Source organism: Kitasatospora sp. SC0581, from assembly GCF_048159585.1.
In the GTDB taxonomy this organism is placed as follows: Bacteria; Actinomycetota; Actinomycetes; order Streptomycetales; family Streptomycetaceae; genus Kitasatospora.
Window position 1 is genome coordinate 94,653 of record NZ_JBLRWA010000012.1, and the last position, 14,490, is coordinate 109,142.

Consider the following 14,490-nt stretch of genomic DNA (forward strand, 5'->3'; position numbering starts at 1 on the left):
GGGGATTCGCGAACTTTCCGCCACGGCTTCGATGAGGTACTACCCTTTGTGACTGCCCGGCGACTGTCCGCCCATCGGTGGCTCCCCCACGCGCGCCGAACGCCGGGCGCGCGCCTGGTCGTGCGCGCGGGGGGACGCGTCTGCGGTGGTCGGGCCCGGTCGGCCCGCACCGTCCTCGTCAGGCCCTGCCAGGAAAGAAGACCCCCATGACGGACCGCCCCTTCGCCGCCGCCGGCGACCCGGCCGTCGCACCCGAGCCCGGCTACTACCCCGACCCCTCCATCCCCGGCTTCATCCGGTACTGGGGCGGCTCGGCCTGGGTGCCCGGCACCAGCCGGCCCGCGCCCGCCGAGGGCGAGGTGCCGGCGCCGCCCCGGTACGCGACCCGCCCTCCCGTCCCGGGCGGGCCGGCGGCGCGGGCGGTGCCGCCGCCGGTGGTGCTGCTGGAGGCGGTGGCGCCGGAGGCGGGGGGTGCGGGGCCGGCGGCTCCGGAACCGGTGGCTCCGGAGCAGGTGGCCCTGGGGGCGGTGCCTTCCGGGGTGGCGCCCCCGGGGTCCGTGGCGGAGGTGCGGGGCGGGCTGCCGGCGGGCGGGGGCGACACCGGGCCGGTGTACTTCGACCAGACCTCGGGCGGGGCGTCCTTCGTGCTCGGGCCGCGGGTGGCGGAGGTGATCGGCGGGCCGGTGTTCCGGACGGTCGACGGGCCGGGGGTGCTGTCGGGGGTTTCGCCGGGGGTGCCGTTCGGGGTGCCCTCCGGGGCGCCGTCCGGGGGGCCGTCGGGTTTCGCCGGTGCCGAGCCGCCCGGGGTCGTGGACGCGCCGGTGGCCTTCGGTGCGGTGCCCGAGGCGGCCCCCGTCCCGGGGCTGGGGCTGGGGCTGGGCCCGGCTCCGGCCCCGGCCGCCGCTCCGGTCGCCGGGGATTTCGAGTCCGGCTGGCAGGCCGATCCGCGGGCGCAGCGGGGCCTGATGGAGACGGGCGACGCGCCGCGTTGGGTCTCCTGGGGGGTGCTTCCGGAGGCGCCCGACGCGGAACAGGGGCGTGCGGAGCCCGAGCGTGCTCCGATTGCCGCGGAACTGGCCGCCGCCGGCTCTCCCGCCGTGGCGGTGGCGGTGCGGGAGGCCCCGGTGCCGGCCGTCCTGGCCTCGGGCCCGGTGCCGGTGGTCGGCGAGGAGATGCTCCGGAGCCCGCTTCAGGCCCCGGTCCCGGTTCCGGCCGCGACCGCGGCCGCCTCGAAGCCCCTGGCCGCGGCGGCGGCGACCGCCTCCGCCCACGCCGCTCCGCTGCCCGCCGTACGGGCGGTCCGGGAGACCGCCGTCCAGCCCCGCCCGTCCGCCGCCACCCCCGTCCCCGCGCCCTCCCGGGCCGCCCGGACCACCCGGGACGCCCGGACCACCCGGATCCCCGGGCCGGCCGGCCTCGGCCGCCGACTGGCGGCGCGGACGGTGGACACCGCCGTGCTGCTGGTGGTCGCGGTCGCAGCCGGGATCCCGCTCGGCAACTCGGTCTCCGACCACCTCCGGCAGAAGGTCGACCAGGCCCGGATGGCCAGCGCCCTCACCCGGCGCCAGGTCCAGGTCTGGCTGGTGGACGACGTGGTGCTGGGCAAGATCGCCGTGCTGATCGGCATCCTGCTGTTCGTCAGCCTGCTCTACGAGGTGCTGCCGGTCGCCCGCACCGGACAGACCTTCGGCAAGCGGATCGTCCGGATCCGCGTGGTGGACGCCGCCGCCCCCGCGGCCCGCACCAGGCTGAGCCTCGGCCGCTCGCTGCTCCGCTGGGCCGTGCGGCAGCTGGGCGCGGTGCTGCTGCTCGGCCTGGTCTGGCCGGTGTTCGACCGTACGGCGCGGCGGGGCTGGCAGGACCGCGCGGCCCGGACCCGGGTGGTGCGCGGCTGAGGGCCGGTAGGGCCCGGTGCAAAACGGACAAAATGTCCCGAACATCGAGAATATGTGATGTTCTACTCGGGGGCATGAGCACCCACGACCCCTCAGGCCCCCAGCCGGAGGGGGGCGGTACGCCCTCCTTCGACAAGCAGCCCCCGCAGCCGGGCGGCGGCACGCCGGAAGGCGAGCCGCCGGGCCCGACCCCGTCCCACGACTCGTCCGGTGACTCGTCCGGTGACCGGTCCGGCGGCCCCGGCGCCTACCAGGGCACCTACGGCGGAAGCCCGTACGGCGAACCGACCCCCGGTCAGAACCCGTACGGCCAGAACCCGTACGACCAGCCGCCGCCCGGCCACGGCACCGGCTACGGCCCCGGCGCGTACGGCACCCCCGGCGCCGGCCCCGTCCCCGGCATGCCGCCGATCGGCACCTGGCCCAAGCGGTTCCTCGCCCGGCTGATCGACTACCTCCTGATGCAGGCCGTCGGCGTGATCATCGTGGGCCCCTTCACCGACCTCAGCACGCGCAACGGCTCCACCGAGGCGTTCTGGCTCGGCTGCGCCATCTACCTCGTCTACGAGGCCCTGATGCTCAGCCGGGACGGCCAGACCCTCGGCAAGAAGGCGATGAAGATCCGCGTCGCCATGCTCGTCGACGGGAACAAGCCCACCCAGTCCGCCGCCTGGACCCGTGCCGCCGTCTTCATCCTCCCGGCCGTGCTCTGCTGCGCCGCGCTCTGGTGGATCGTCGACGGCCTCTTCGGCGTCTTCGACAAGCCCTACCGGCAGTGCCTGCACGACAAGGCCGCGAAGACCGTGGTGGTCACCACGGAGGTCTGAGCGGCGCGGCGGGACGCGCCCGCGCCCGGCGGCGGATCAGCGCTGCCGGGCGTACGCGTGCCCGGCAGCGGTCGCGGTGGGGCGCGGCGGGGCGGCCGGGGCCCCGGAGCCCGACGCCACGGTGGCGGACCTGGCCGCGGCGGCGGACATCGAAAGCACCGTCACCACGGTGCCGAGCGCCAGCGCGAACCCCACCAGCACCACGACCGCCAGGACGCCCGAGGCGCCCGAGACGGCCAGCAGTGCCACCGTGGTGGCGACGACGGTGAACGAGCCGAGGCAGGCCTGGGCGACGGAGGGGCGCGGCATGGCGGGGGTCCTTCGCACGTCGGGGGAAACGGGCGGGAGTGGAGCCGGTTCCAGTGGTGCTACCCCGCGGGGAGGACGGGTACGTCCAGGCTAGCCCCCGGAGGCGGGGGCACAGGGGGCGCACGGGCTCACCCCGGGGTCGTCCGGCCCGCTCGGTACGGTGAGACCGGCACCTGCCACGCACTGTCGCTGAGCACGTATCACCGAGCACCACGTACCCGGGGGAACCGACCATGCCCATCCCCGCCGACTGGCCCACCACCGAGGCCGAGGCACTCGCCGAACAGGAGCGGCTGCGCCCGCTCGTCCAGCCCCACGACGACCCGGGCCGGGACCCCGCCGCCCCCGGCACCCTGATCGCCGGCGTGGACGTCGCCTACGACGACGAACACGACCTCGTCGCCGCCGCGGCCGTCCTGCTCGACCGCGACACCCTGGACGTCGTCGAACAGGCCACCGCCGTCGGCCGGATCGCCTTCCCGTACGTCCCCGGACTGCTCGCCTTCCGCGAACTCCCCGCCGTCCTCGACGCGTTGGCCGCCCTCACCCGCACCCCCGAAACCGTCGTCTGCGACGGCTACGGCCTCGCCCACCCCCGCCGCCTCGGCCTCGCCAGCCACCTCGGCATCCTCACCGGACTCCGCACCCTCGGCGTCGCCAAGACCCCCTTCACCTTCGACCACCACGAACCCGACGCACCACGCGGCTCCTGGACCCCCCTCACCGACCCCGCCACCGGCGAGGAGGTCGGCCGCGCCGTCCGCACCAGGGCCGGCGTCAAACCCGTCTTCGTCTCCGTCGGCCACCGCACCGGCCTCGACACCGCCGTCCGCACCACCCTCGACCTCGCCCGCCACTACCGCCTCCCCGAAACCACCCGGCACGCCGACTCACTCTGCCGCCGCGCCCTCGCCGACGCCCGCCGCACCGGGACGAACGCGAACTGACCATGCCCCGGGCGGGATTCGGGCCCGGTGTGTTAGACATGAGACACCGGGGCCCGGCCCCGGCCGCCAGGGGGACGGACGCACGGGGGAGGCGCCGACATGGGCACAGGAACCACCGGAACCGGATCGACCGGCGGAGCCGGACAGGGCTACCGCGTCGAGGTCGAACAGCTCCGCGCCTTCGCCGGCCAAGTACGGCTGCTGCTCGCCGACTTCCAGAAACACGCCGACGGCACCGACGCCCACGGCCGCAGCGGCATCGGCAAGACCGCCTTCGGGACCTTCGCCGAGGCCGCCGAGATCCACGGCCGCTACGGCACCATGCGGGACGCGCTGCGCGACGTCCTCAACCAGCTCCAGGAAGCCGTGAACGAGGCCCAGCAGAAGGCCGACCTCACCGCCACCAACTACGAGGAGCAGGACCAGCACACCGCCACGAAGCTCAAGCTCGGCGACGACGGCTGGTCCGTCGCCCAGCCCTCCGCGAGCAGCCAGGCCGCGGCCCAGCAGAACCGCACCCCGTCCACCCGCGGCAACGCCACCGTCTGACCGCCGCCCGCCCGCCCCGAACGGAGGCCGACCGCCCGTGGTCTACACCGACTTCACCAAGTACAGCCACGCCCAGCTCCGCACCATGGCACAGGCCCTCGACCCCGGCGCGGTGATGGCCGCCGGCGACCCCTGGCGCAAGGCCGCCGACACCCTCAAGCAGATCCGCCAGACCCTCACCAAGGCCAGCACCGAAGCCGCCACCTCCTGGGAAGGCACCACCAGCGACGCCTTCCACACCCGCATGCTCACCCTGGCCGCCAGCATCAACAACGCCGCCGCCTACGCCAACGACGCGGCCAACACCCTCCACAACACCTCCGAAGCCATGGCCAAGGCCAAGCGCGACATGCCCGAGGAACCCGGCAACTGGGACAAGGTCAAGGACACCGTCGGCGACGCCCTCTTCGGCGACGACGACGAACACATCCCCCTCGCCGACCGCAAGAAGGCCGAAGCGGCCGCCATCATGCAGACCCTCGCCATGCACTACCGCGTCGCCACCCCGGCCCTGAAGCCCCCGCCGATGACGAACCAGCGTGTCGACAAGCCCGTTGAGCAGGGATCACAGGACGACCCTGGCAGCGCTGCGGCGATGGCGGCGGCGGTCATGTCGGGTACCTCGCTCGGAGCCGGGGGAACGTCCGCGCGGACCGCATCCGCCCCTGCGCCGCAGCGTCCGAAGTCCTCCCAGCCTCCGATGGCGGCCGGCTCCTCGGCCAGGAACGCGGCTGTCGCGACCGACTCCGGCATCAAGGGCGGTACGGCGCAAGCCCTGTCGAAGCCGTCGAGCACGGTGGGTCGCGGTCCCGAAGCGGGTATTTCCGGCACCCCGGTGTCCCGTCCGAGCGGTAGCGTGCCGACGCCCCCCACTTCGGGCACCCAGACCTCCGGCCTGAGCACCGGCCCGGTCACGGGCCCCGTGACCGGGCCGGCTCCGACCGGAGGCGGGCAGACGGTCGTCGGCCCGGCCGGACCGACCGCGCAGAATCCGGTGGCCCTGCCCGGGATCGGGAACGGCAGGCCCGGATACGGAGGCAGTGGGTCCACCGGTGGCGAGACACCGGTGCAGGGCGTGAGCCCACGGGCGGGCCGGGCTGTCGCAGGTGGTGGCGGTGAGGTCAATCCGGGCTTCGGAGCCGGCGGCCGTGGAGCCACCGGAGGCAAGCAGACCGGTGCGACTCAGGGCCGACCAGGCGGTTCCGTCCGAGGGGCGACGCCGCCCGATGCCGGGGCACACGGCAAGCAGGCGTTCACGGAAGGCGGGTCCGGGCTGGGAGTGCGGAACCGCCTCAGGGGCGAGTCCGGCGTCGCAGGTGCGAACGGCATGTCTCCTGGTATCCCGCTGACCGGTACCCAGGGACGCAAGAAGGATCGGGAGAAGGACGGCAAGCGGCCGGACTACCTCGTCGAGGACGAGGAGACCTGGGCGTCGGACAAGCCGACCAACCCGAACGTGGTGGAATGAGGCCGGTCCGTAGGCGGACTGGTGATCTGATCGCATCCCGCAGGTCGGTGGCCTGCGGGATGCCTCGCTGAGTGGGGTGACCGGGTTTGACGAGCCGCTGGTTGGCGCGTGGTACGGCGGTCCTTGCTGCCGGGGCACTGGTCTGGGGTGTTGCCGGGCCGGCGGCCTTGGCCGATCAGGTCAGGGACCAGCAATGGGCTTTGAAGACCTTCGAGGCCGAGGCCAAGGTCTGGCCGGTCAGCCAGGGCGAGGGCGTCGTCGTCGCGGTGATCGACACCGGGGTTAACCCGGACCACCAGGACCTGACCGGGCAGGTTCTTCCAGGGGCTGATTTCTCGGGTACCCAGTCGGATGGTCGTGTTGACACCAACGGGCACGGGACGGGCATGGCGAGTCTGATCGCCGGCCACGGCCACGGCACTCAGGCCGGAGTGATGGGCCTGGCTCCGAAGGCGAAGATCCTTCCGGTGAAGGTGCGGACGAACGACGAAGGCCCCATCCCCGAGCAGAACGACCTGGCGGCGGGCATCCGCTTCGCGGTGGACAAGGGCGCGAAGGTCGTCAACATCTCTCTCGGGGGGGGCTCGCGATTCGACTCGCAGACGCGAAAGGCGGTTGCGTACGGGGTGTCGAAGGACGTCGTTCTGATCGCGGGCACGGGCAACGACGGTTCAAGCAACGGCGTAGGGTATCCGGCCGCCTTCCCCGGCGTCGTGGCCGTGGGGGCGGCAGATTCCAAGGGTGTTGTGTGGGGCGATTCCACGTCCGGCCCCGAGACCACGCTCATCGCGCCAGGCGTCGGGATCAACCACGCCGGGGCGAAGTCACCGACGAGCTACCTGGTTGCGAACGGCACCTCCGATTCCACGGCCTACGTCGCCGCCACTGCCGCGCTGATTCGGTCGAAGTACCCCGACCTGTCCGCCGGGCAGGTGATCAACCGCATGATCAAAACGGCCACGCCGCCGGCCAACGGGACGGCGGTACCCGACAACCACTACGGCTACGGGCTCGTCGCGCCGGCGAAGGCCCTGGAGGCGAATCCCGCCGTGGACAACGGGCCCCGGGAGAACCCCCTGCTCGGGCGGATGGAGGCGAAGGGCACTCCGCCTCCGGTGGACGAGGAGACCGACGAGCCCGCCGTCGTGCCCATGGTCCCCGAGGGGGACAAGGGGAACGGCGGGAACGGGGTCGGGGTGGTCGTGGGGGTGGCGGCCGGGGGGTTGGTGTTGGTGGTTGCTCTCGTCGGGGTGTTGGTGGTGCGGAGGCGGCGGGGGGCGGGTCAGTGAGTGGCGAGCCATTCGTCGCGTAGGGCGGCCATCTGGAGGATGTCCCAGTAGCGGTCGTCCCAGTGGTGGGCTTGGCGGGAGCGGCCTTCGAGGGTGAAGCCGGACTTGCGGTAGGAGTGGGCGGCGCGTTCGTTGTACTCGAAGACTTCGAGGTGGACGCGGTGGAGGCGGATGGTCTCGAAGGCGTGGCGCAGGACCAGGAGGGTGGTTTCGGTGCCGATGCCGCGGCCGGTGTGGTCCGGGGTGAGGGCGATCCGGTAGCCGGCGGAGGAGTTGTCGGGGTCGACGTCGTTGAGGGCGGCCTCGCCGAGGAAGCGGCCGGTGGCGGGGTCTTCGACGGCGAGGTCGAGGCGGTCGGGCTGTTGGGCGCGGGTGGTGCACCACTGGTGGATCCGGTCGCGGGTGAAGGCGGTGCGGGTGCCGGTGAGCCGTCTGGTGGTCTCGTCGGCGCAGAGTTCCCACATCGGGTCGGTGTGCCGTTCGTCGAGGGGGACGAGTCGGATGGTGGGGCCGTGCAGGGTGGGCTTCACGGCGAGGGCGGCGAGATCGGTGGGAGCGGTCATGGCGGCCAGGATGGATGGTCGGCTTCCGGTTCGTCCACGTGTTTAGTCCTGGCGTGCGGGCGCGCACCGGTTGGGGTGCGCGCGGGGACGGGGGCGTGTTTCGGGCTGGCGCGCCGGGTGAATGCGCCGGGGGTGGCAGTATTTCGGCGACCGCTGGCGTCATTGCCGCTGGTGGGGTTCCCCCGGTGGCGGAGATGCTGGGCCCATGAGCACTCCTGAGCGCACGCGGGTCGAGAGCACGTCGATCGCCGCCACGAACACCGCCGACGACGGGATCGTCCCCGACACCAAGGACTGGACCTGGGTGCTGGAACGCCCGTGCCCCGACTGCGGGTTGGAGACTCCGCGGGTGGTGCGGGAGGACGTCGCCGGGATGGTCCGGGCCAATGCGGAGGGCTGGCTGGCGGTGCTGGCGGGGGATGTGGACGGGCTGCGCAGGCGGCCGGCTCCGGGGGTGTGGTCGGACCTGGAGTACGCGTGCCACGTCCGGGACGTCTTCCGGCTGTTCGAGGTCCGGCTGAACCTGATGCTGGACCTGGAGGACCCGCTGTTCCCCAACTGGGACCAGGACGAGACGGCCGTCGCCGAGCGCTACGGGGAGCAGGACCCGAAGGTGGTGGCCGGGGAGCTGGCGGAGGCCGCGGAGACGCTCGCCGCCGCTTTCGAGCGGGTGGCGGGGGCGCAGTGGGCGCGGACCGGGAGCCGCAGCGACGGGGCGCGGTTCACGGTCGAGTCGTTCTCCCGGTACCTGATCCACGACCCGGTGCACCACCTGTTCGACGTGACGGGCGAGCGGGTCTGAAGCCGGTCCTGAAGCCGGTCCTGAAGCCGGTCCTGGAGCCGGGCCCGGGAGCGGGGCCGAGGCCCGGTCTGAGGCCGGACCGGAGGCGGCCGGGGCGCGGGGTCACCAGCCGGAGGCCTCGCGCAGCATGGTGCGGCGCAGCCGTCCGGCCACGCTGGCGGCGTCGGTGCCGATGACGTCGGCGATCTCGGGGGCGGCGAGGCCGACGACGTAGTGCAGGATCGCCAGGTCGTCGTCGGCCGGGTGGCGGTCCGGGGCGGGGGTCGCCTGGCGGGTGTGGTCGGCGACGGTGCCGCGCAGGATCTCCCAGGCGTGCGCGGTGGGGTTGGAGCTGCCCATCAACTCCCGCCAGTGCACCGCGATTTCCGCGAAGGCCTGTTGGACGGCGACGGCCGCGGCGCTGTGCTCGGTCAGCCACACGCGCGCGTAGCTGAGGTACCGGGGGCGGTGGAGTTCGCAGAACGCGGTGAACTCCAGGGGCACCTCCGCCGGCTCGCCGGGCCTCGGGGGCGGCTCGGCTGAACTCTCGTGACGGTTGGTCATCTCGGCTTCTCGGAAAGGGAGATGGGTTTCTGACGGTCGATCATCTGTGCTCACTCTACGGTAGGCCCTCGGTGCGCTGGGTGACCAATCCGATGGAATGCCCGGAACCCGCCGCCGCCAGGCCGGTTCCGGTGGCGACCGGGTGCGGCGAGGTGGCGGGACGGTCGGGCGGAGGGCCGGCGAGGGCCGGTGGGGCGGTGCTGCGCAGTGGCGCGGGATTCGTAGGTGCGAGCGTGTCGCGGCTGGTCAGAGGGTGTGGGGCGACGGCGGCCGCAGGGCGGTTGATGTGCCACCGTAGGCCCTGTGGAGGCTGGCGTCCACGCCCAGGGCGCGAACCTGGGTGCGCACAACCACCCGCACAACCGCACTCACGATCGTGGGGAAGATCGCCACGGAAGAGGGCATGGTCGTCACCGCGATGACGTCCGCGCGGGCGGGCCGGACGGCGTGCGCGGAACGGGTGCGCCGTGGACGCGGTGGACCCGGCGCCCGCCGCGCGCCGGGGCGGAGGGCGCGCTGGTGGGGCGGCCGTTGGACGGGGTGGTCCCGCGACCGCCGGTGTGCCGCCGGGCGCGTCCGCCACACCCCGGCGGCCCGGGTCGGGCCGGGCGGCACGCCGGGGGCGGGAGGGCGGGCGGAGCGGCCGGCTGTCCGTCAGGAGGTCGTCCGGGCCTCCATGGGGGAGATCCGGTCGACGGCGGTGTCCCGTTCGACCTGGGTCGGGAAGGCTTCGACGGCCCGTCGCCGGGCCGCCTGCGCCGCCGCGGCTGCCGCGGCCGCAGCCGCCGCAGCTGCCCCGGCGGCCGCCTCCTCGCGCTCGCACCGGTGCGCCGGGCCCGCGTGCGCCGGGCCCGTGTGCGCCGCGCCCGTGGCGTGGGCGCCGGCGGCATGCGGACCCGCGGCGTGGGCGCTCGCCGCGTGCACACCCGTGGCGTGCGCGGCGGGGGCGTGCACGCCCCCGGTGAGCGCCCCGGGGGCGCGTCCGGTGGCCCGTCGTCGGCGGCCGAGCGCGGCCCGGGCGGCATGCTCCTCGGCGGCCTGTCTAGCGGCCAGGTAGGCCTGTACGGCCGCCATGCCGTAGACGGGCTGGATGAGCTGGTGGCCCTTGAAGAAGGGCCTGGCCGGGGCGAACCCGGCGGCGACCACGAGGTCGCGGATCTCTGCTATCTCGGCCTCACTGCGGGCGGTGAAGCGGACCTCCCAGCCCTTCTTGTACGTATGCCCCTTCTCGCCGCTGCGGCGGGCGGGGTCCGGGCGGCGGACGTATCCGGGCAGACGGCCGAGGCGGAGCTGGGCCGCGCGGAGGCCGGCGGTCTCGTCACGTGACATGACGTAAGCCTAGGCAATCCCCGGGGCGGGATTGACGCCTTGGGGGTCCCTCGCCGTATGCCTTTGATCACTCTGGGTCAGGCGACCAGGTCGGCGATCGTTTTCGATCACATATGACAACCCGATGAGCGTCAATTACTCCAAATGAGTGAGGGTATGAGGACTTTAGTGCGGGCTGATCCCGGTTTCGCGACGGTTGGGTAACAGTGCGTCAGGGTCTCGGTCGCGGGTCCGGACGGTTGGGGATGGTGTCGGCATGAGCTACCGGATTCCGTCGCCGCCGCCGTCCCTGGAGGAGCTGGCGAAGCGTCAACAGAACGTCGTCACCGCGAGCCAGCTGCGCGCCCGGGGCGTGCCGGCCCGGATCATCACCGAGCACTGCCGCCGGGGCGGCCCCTGGCGGCGGGTGCTGCCCCGGGTCTACCTGTTGCAGTCCGCCGAGCCCACCCCGGAGCAGCGGATGTGGGCCGCGCTGCTGTACGCCGCGCAGAACGGCCGGGAGGAGGGCCGCCGGGAGGGGGCGGTGATCACCGGTACGGCCGCGCTGGCGCTGTACGGCTTCACGGTTGTGCCCCGGCTGCCCGCGGTGACCGGGGTGGACGTCCTGGTGCCCCGGCAGCGCCGGCTGAAGGACGTCGGCGAGGTGCGGATCCGGCGCACCGAACGGGAGTTGGTGGCCCGCTCGGTGCACGGCCTGGCCTGTGCGCCGGTGGCCCGGGCGGTCGCCGACGCGCTGGTCGAGTGGACGGCGGAGCCGGGTGGCGCGGCGCCGGTGCGCGAGGTGCTGCGGGAGGCCGTCGCCCTGCCCGGGAACCGCTGCACGGTACGGGAGTTGGTGTCCGAGCTGACCGACTCGGGGCTGACCTGCGAGCCGCGGGTGCGGGCCGCCCTGGACGAACTACTGGCCGTCGAGCGGGACTTGGCGCTGGAGCGGATCGGCCGCCTGGTGGACGAGCGGCTGCTGCCCGCCCCGCTGAACGCCCCCGAGCTGCGGATGCGCGGCGGCACGTACATCGCCGTCCCGGACCTCTACTGGCCGGAGCGGGGCGTCGCGGTGGAGGTGGACTCGGAGCTGCGCAGCGTGAGCGAGGGCGAGGCCGCCTGGGTGCGCGGCGGGCAGCACCGGATGGAGTACCTGGGCATCCGGGTGGTGTACGTCTGCGGGGCCGCGCTGGCCGCCGACCCGGACGCGGTCGGCGGCGAACTGCGCGAGGCGTACCGGGTCGGCGGGACGGACGTGGTGGAGCTGCTGGTGGTCTGAGCGGGCGACGCCGCCCGCCGACCGGAACACGCCGGCCGCACCCACAACACGCCCGCACAACACGCCCGCACGGCAGGCCCCCCGAACGCCGTTACGAACGGACCACCGGTGCGCCGACCAGCTCGACCCCGGCCGCCCGCAGCTCCGCCAGCGCGGCGGCGGTGGTCTCCGGGTTCACCCCGGCGGTGAGGTCCAGCAGCACGCGGGTGGTGAAGCCCGCCCGGGCGGCGTCCAGCGCGGTCGCCCGGACGCAGTGGTCGGTGGCGATGCCGACCACGTCGACCTGGTCGACCTGCCGCTCGCGCAGCCACTCCACCGGACCGCGGTTGTTCTCGTCCAGCCCCTCGAAGCCGCTGTACGCCGCCGAGTGGGCGCCCTTGTCGAAGACCGCCTCGACCGCGCCGGAGATGACGGCGGGCGCGAAGTTGGGGTGGAAGCCCACGCCCTCGGTGCCGGCCACGCAGTGCGGCGGCCAGCTGTCGACGTAGTCCGGCTCGGCGGAGAAGTGGTCGCCCGGGTCGATGTGGTGGTCGCGGGTGGCGAGGATGTGCCGGTAGCCGGGGGAGGACTCGGTGATCAGGTCGGTGATGGCGGCGGCCACCTCGGCGCCGCCGGCGACGGCCAGGCTGCCGCCCTCGCAGAAGTCGTTCTGCACGTCGACGACGATCAGTGCCCGGTGCATGACTCGCATCCTCGGATCTCGGGGGCCCGCGGGAGGCGGCGCCCCGGTGGGGGAGCCCTCGGGAGTACGCGGCCCGGCCGTGCCGGGCGCGGGGGGTACTCGGGGAGCTCCGGGGGAACTCGGGGAACTCTACGGCTGACTCTAGGGAGTGGCGCCCGGGGGCGGAAGCCCCGGGGCCGGTCCGGGACATCCCGTCCGCGGGGGCGGGAGTCCCGGGGCCGGTCCGGTGGTCCGGCCCCGGGTTCCGGTCAGCGGCCGGGGCCGGCCGGCAGGACCAGTTCGGTCGGCAGCACCGGGTCGCCCTTGGACAGCTGGGTGGCCGACAGCGGCAGCGCGGCGCGGGCGCGCACGTGCCGGTCGCGGGCGGCGCTGAGCGGTTCCCGGCCGACGGTCTCGCCGCCCAGGACCAGCGGCACCTGCGTCAGGTGCGGGCGCAGGTAGTCCGGGACGGGGCCGGTGCCGACCACCTCGGCCTCGGCGACGCCGTCGGCGTCGGGCCGGCGGGCCGCCCACTTGCGGCCGCCGATGCTGGTCTTGCCGCCGGCCGCGCGCTTGGCGACCGGGATCAGCGGCCCGCCGTCGGTCTCGGCCCGGGCGACCAGCTTGTAGACCATCGCGCAGGTCGGGTGCCCGCTGCCGGTGACCAGGCTGGTGCCGACGCCGTAGCCGTCGACCGGGGCGGCGGCCAGGGCGGCGATCGCGTACTCGTCGAGGTCCGAGGTGACGATGATCCTGGTCCGGTCGGCGCCGAGGTCGTCCAGCTGGCGGCGGACCCGGTGGGCCAGCAGGGTGAGGTCGCCGGAGTCGATCCGGACGGCGCCCAGGTCGGGGCCGGCCACCTCGACCGCGGTGCGCACGGCCTCGCGCAGGTCGAAGGTGTCGACCAGCAGGGTGGTGCCCTTGCCCATGGAGGCGATCTGCGCCTTGAAGGCGTCCCGCTCGCTGTCGTGCACCAGGGTGAAGGCGTGGGCGGCGGTGCCGGTGGTCGGGATGCCGTGGGTGAAGCCGGCCTCCAGGTCGGAGGTGGCGGCGAAGCCGGCCACGTAGGCGGCCCGGGCGGCGGAGACGGCGGCGTGCTCGTGGGCCCGGCGGGCGCCCATCTCGATCACCGGGCGGCCGCCGGCGGCGGCGGTCATCCGGGAGGCGGCGGCGGCGATGGCCGAGTCGTGGTTGAGGATCGAGAGGATCACCGTCTCCAGGATCACGGCCTCGGCGAAGGTGCCCTCGACGGTGAGCAGGGGGGAGCCGGGGAAGTAGACCTCGCCCTCGGGGTAGCCGTGGATGTCGCCGCGGAAGCGGTAGTCGGCGAGGAAGCGCAGGGTTTCCTCGTCGACCACGTCCTGGTCGGCCAGCCAGTCCAGCTGGGGCGAGGTGAAGCGGAAGTTCTCGACGGCGTCCAGCACCCGGCCGGTGCCGGCCATGACGCCGTAGCGGCGGCCGCTCGGCAGGCGGCGGGTGAACACCTCGAAGACGGAGCTGCGGTGCGCGGCCCCGCTGCGCAGGGCGGCCTGCAGCATGGTGAGCTCGTAGCGGTCGGTGAGCAGGGCGGTCGAAGCGGCCGCTCGCACGGAAGTGGCGTCCATACGGATGATGCTACTACCACTTAGCGTCAGAGTGACGATTTCTCGTCGAGCGTGCCGGGGCGGAATCGCCCGGGTGTCCCCCGGATGGCAGCATGGGGCATGAGTGGTTACGGACGACTGTGCAGCGAGGAGGACCGGGGTGAGCGTCGCGCCCGTGGAGATCGAGCGCCCGGAGGTCGAGGGGGTGCCGGTGACCGAGCCGGACACGCCCTGGGTGACCATCGTGCACAACGACCCGGTCAATCTGATGAGCTACGTCCAGTACGTCTTCCAGGCCTACTTCGGCTACCCGAAGGACAAGGCTCGGAAGCTGATGATGGACGTCCACACCAAGGGCCGGGCGGTGGTCTCCAGCGGTTCCCGCGAGGAGATGGAGCGCGACGTCCAGGCGATGCACGGCTACGGCCTCTGGGCGACGCTGCAGCACGACTGATGCCGGGCTG

At 73.9% G+C, this 14,490-nt stretch carries 15 protein-coding genes; 9 read left to right on the forward strand and 6 right to left on the reverse strand.

Translation table 11 applies throughout. From position 1 onward, the window contains the following. The first annotated feature begins 206 nt into the window (after window positions 1–206). Window positions 207–1,895, forward strand: a complete 1,689-nt coding sequence (locus ACLWS4_RS20180) for an RDD family protein (protein WP_416874821.1) — start codon at window positions 207–209, stop codon at window positions 1,893–1,895. A 74-nt stretch (window positions 1,896–1,969) separates the two neighbouring features. Then, window positions 1,970–2,722, forward strand: coding sequence for an RDD family protein (locus ACLWS4_RS20185; protein WP_416874822.1), 753 nt, complete (start codon window positions 1,970–1,972; stop codon window positions 2,720–2,722). 36 nt (window positions 2,723–2,758) lie between these two features. Here ACLWS4_RS20185 and ACLWS4_RS20190 read toward each other — a convergent pair whose 3' ends face one another. Further along, a complete protein-coding gene (locus ACLWS4_RS20190; RefSeq protein ID WP_074005038.1) occupies window positions 2,759–3,031 on the reverse strand; it encodes a hypothetical protein in 273 nt (90 codons plus the stop codon). Window positions 3,032–3,264: 233 nt separating this feature from the next. Between ACLWS4_RS20190 and ACLWS4_RS20195 the strand changes: the two genes are divergently transcribed. From ACLWS4_RS20195 to mycP, 4 genes are all read left to right on the forward strand, one after another. Beyond that, entirely contained in the window at window positions 3,265–3,978 is a 714-nt protein-coding gene (locus ACLWS4_RS20195; RefSeq protein ID WP_416874823.1) for an endonuclease V, read from the forward strand. Between the two features lie 99 nt (window positions 3,979–4,077). Then, window positions 4,078–4,527, forward strand: a complete 450-nt coding sequence (locus tag ACLWS4_RS20200) for a hypothetical protein (protein ID WP_049657753.1) — start codon at window positions 4,078–4,080, stop codon at window positions 4,525–4,527. A gap of 37 nt (window positions 4,528–4,564) precedes the next feature. Beyond that, a complete protein-coding gene (locus ACLWS4_RS20205) occupies window positions 4,565–5,995 on the forward strand; it encodes a WXG100 family type VII secretion target (RefSeq protein WP_375874767.1) in 1,431 nt (476 codons plus the stop codon). A gap of 86 nt (window positions 5,996–6,081) precedes the next feature. Beyond that, window positions 6,082–7,284 (forward strand): type VII secretion-associated serine protease mycosin, encoded by a 1,203-nt coding sequence (gene mycP / locus ACLWS4_RS20210; RefSeq protein ID WP_063780332.1) that lies wholly within the window; start codon window positions 6,082–6,084, stop codon window positions 7,282–7,284. Here mycP and ACLWS4_RS20215 read toward each other — a convergent pair. After that, complete coding sequence (locus tag ACLWS4_RS20215) at window positions 7,278–7,847, reverse strand: GNAT family N-acetyltransferase (RefSeq protein WP_416874824.1); 570 nt, start codon at window positions 7,845–7,847, stop codon at window positions 7,278–7,280. The genes mycP and ACLWS4_RS20215 overlap by 7 nt on opposite strands. Window positions 7,848–8,052: 205 nt before the next feature. Here ACLWS4_RS20215 and ACLWS4_RS20220 point away from each other — a divergent pair, with 205 nt between their 5' ends. Further along, window positions 8,053–8,649 carry a DinB family protein gene (locus ACLWS4_RS20220; protein ID WP_079272640.1) on the forward strand — a complete coding sequence of 199 codons (597 nt, stop codon included), beginning with the start codon at window positions 8,053–8,055 and terminating at the stop codon, window positions 8,647–8,649. A gap of 102 nt (window positions 8,650–8,751) precedes the next feature. Here the strand turns inward: ACLWS4_RS20220 and ACLWS4_RS20225 are convergent, their stop codons facing one another. Both ACLWS4_RS20225 and ACLWS4_RS20230 read right to left on the reverse strand, forming a co-directional pair. Beyond that, the gene (locus tag ACLWS4_RS20225; protein WP_049657761.1) at window positions 8,752–9,192 is read right to left on the reverse strand and encodes a hypothetical protein; all 441 of its coding nucleotides are present in this window, start codon (window positions 9,190–9,192) and stop codon (window positions 8,752–8,754) included. 654 nt (window positions 9,193–9,846) lie between these two features. Further along, the gene (locus ACLWS4_RS20230; protein ID WP_416874825.1) at window positions 9,847–10,521 is read right to left on the reverse strand and encodes a hypothetical protein; all 675 of its coding nucleotides are present in this window, start codon (window positions 10,519–10,521) and stop codon (window positions 9,847–9,849) included. A gap of 256 nt (window positions 10,522–10,777) precedes the next feature. On the opposite strand from ACLWS4_RS20230, the gene ACLWS4_RS20235 reads away from it, so the two are divergent. After that, complete coding sequence (locus ACLWS4_RS20235) at window positions 10,778–11,782, forward strand: hypothetical protein (RefSeq protein WP_049654308.1); 1,005 nt, start codon at window positions 10,778–10,780, stop codon at window positions 11,780–11,782. Window positions 11,783–11,873: 91 nt separating this feature from the next. Here ACLWS4_RS20235 and ACLWS4_RS20240 read toward each other — a convergent pair whose 3' ends face one another. Together ACLWS4_RS20240 and ACLWS4_RS20245 are read right to left on the reverse strand one after the other, a co-directional pair. Continuing rightward, on the reverse strand, window positions 11,874–12,464 hold the full coding sequence (locus tag ACLWS4_RS20240; RefSeq protein ID WP_074005044.1) for an isochorismatase family protein: 591 nt from the start codon (window positions 12,462–12,464) through the stop codon (window positions 11,874–11,876). Window positions 12,465–12,712: 248 nt separating this feature from the next. Beyond that, window positions 12,713–14,047, reverse strand: a complete 1,335-nt coding sequence (locus ACLWS4_RS20245; protein ID WP_416874826.1) for a nicotinate phosphoribosyltransferase — start codon at window positions 14,045–14,047, stop codon at window positions 12,713–12,715. Between the two features lie 139 nt (window positions 14,048–14,186). Between ACLWS4_RS20245 and clpS the strand changes: the two genes are divergently transcribed. Beyond that, complete coding sequence (clpS, locus tag ACLWS4_RS20250; RefSeq protein ID WP_049654313.1) at window positions 14,187–14,480, forward strand: ATP-dependent Clp protease adapter ClpS; 294 nt, start codon at window positions 14,187–14,189, stop codon at window positions 14,478–14,480. The last annotated feature ends 10 nt before the right edge of the window (window positions 14,481–14,490 follow it).

Coding starts and splice junctions, on each gene's coding strand:
- ACLWS4_RS20180 (WP_416874821.1), top strand. CDS start 207: ATGACGGACCGCCCCTTCGCCGCCGCCGGCGACCCGGCCGTCGCACCC.
- ACLWS4_RS20185 (WP_416874822.1), top strand. CDS start 1,970: ATGAGCACCCACGACCCCTCAGGCCCCCAGCCGGAGGGGGGCGGTACG.
- ACLWS4_RS20190 (WP_074005038.1), bottom strand. CDS start 3,031: ATGCCGCGCCCCTCCGTCGCCCAGGCCTGCCTCGGCTCGTTCACCGTC.
- ACLWS4_RS20195 (WP_416874823.1), top strand. CDS start 3,265: ATGCCCATCCCCGCCGACTGGCCCACCACCGAGGCCGAGGCACTCGCC.
- ACLWS4_RS20200 (WP_049657753.1), top strand. CDS start 4,078: ATGGGCACAGGAACCACCGGAACCGGATCGACCGGCGGAGCCGGACAG.
- ACLWS4_RS20215 (WP_416874824.1), bottom strand. CDS start 7,847: ATGACCGCTCCCACCGATCTCGCCGCCCTCGCCGTGAAGCCCACCCTG.
- ACLWS4_RS20220 (WP_079272640.1), top strand. CDS start 8,053: ATGAGCACTCCTGAGCGCACGCGGGTCGAGAGCACGTCGATCGCCGCC.
- ACLWS4_RS20225 (WP_049657761.1), bottom strand. CDS start 9,192: ATGACCAACCGTCACGAGAGTTCAGCCGAGCCGCCCCCGAGGCCCGGC.
- ACLWS4_RS20230 (WP_416874825.1), bottom strand. CDS start 10,521: ATGTCACGTGACGAGACCGCCGGCCTCCGCGCGGCCCAGCTCCGCCTC.
- ACLWS4_RS20235 (WP_049654308.1), top strand. CDS start 10,778: ATGAGCTACCGGATTCCGTCGCCGCCGCCGTCCCTGGAGGAGCTGGCG.
- ACLWS4_RS20240 (WP_074005044.1), bottom strand. CDS start 12,464: ATGCACCGGGCACTGATCGTCGTCGACGTGCAGAACGACTTCTGCGAG.
- ACLWS4_RS20245 (WP_416874826.1), bottom strand. CDS start 14,047: ATGGACGCCACTTCCGTGCGAGCGGCCGCTTCGACCGCCCTGCTCACC.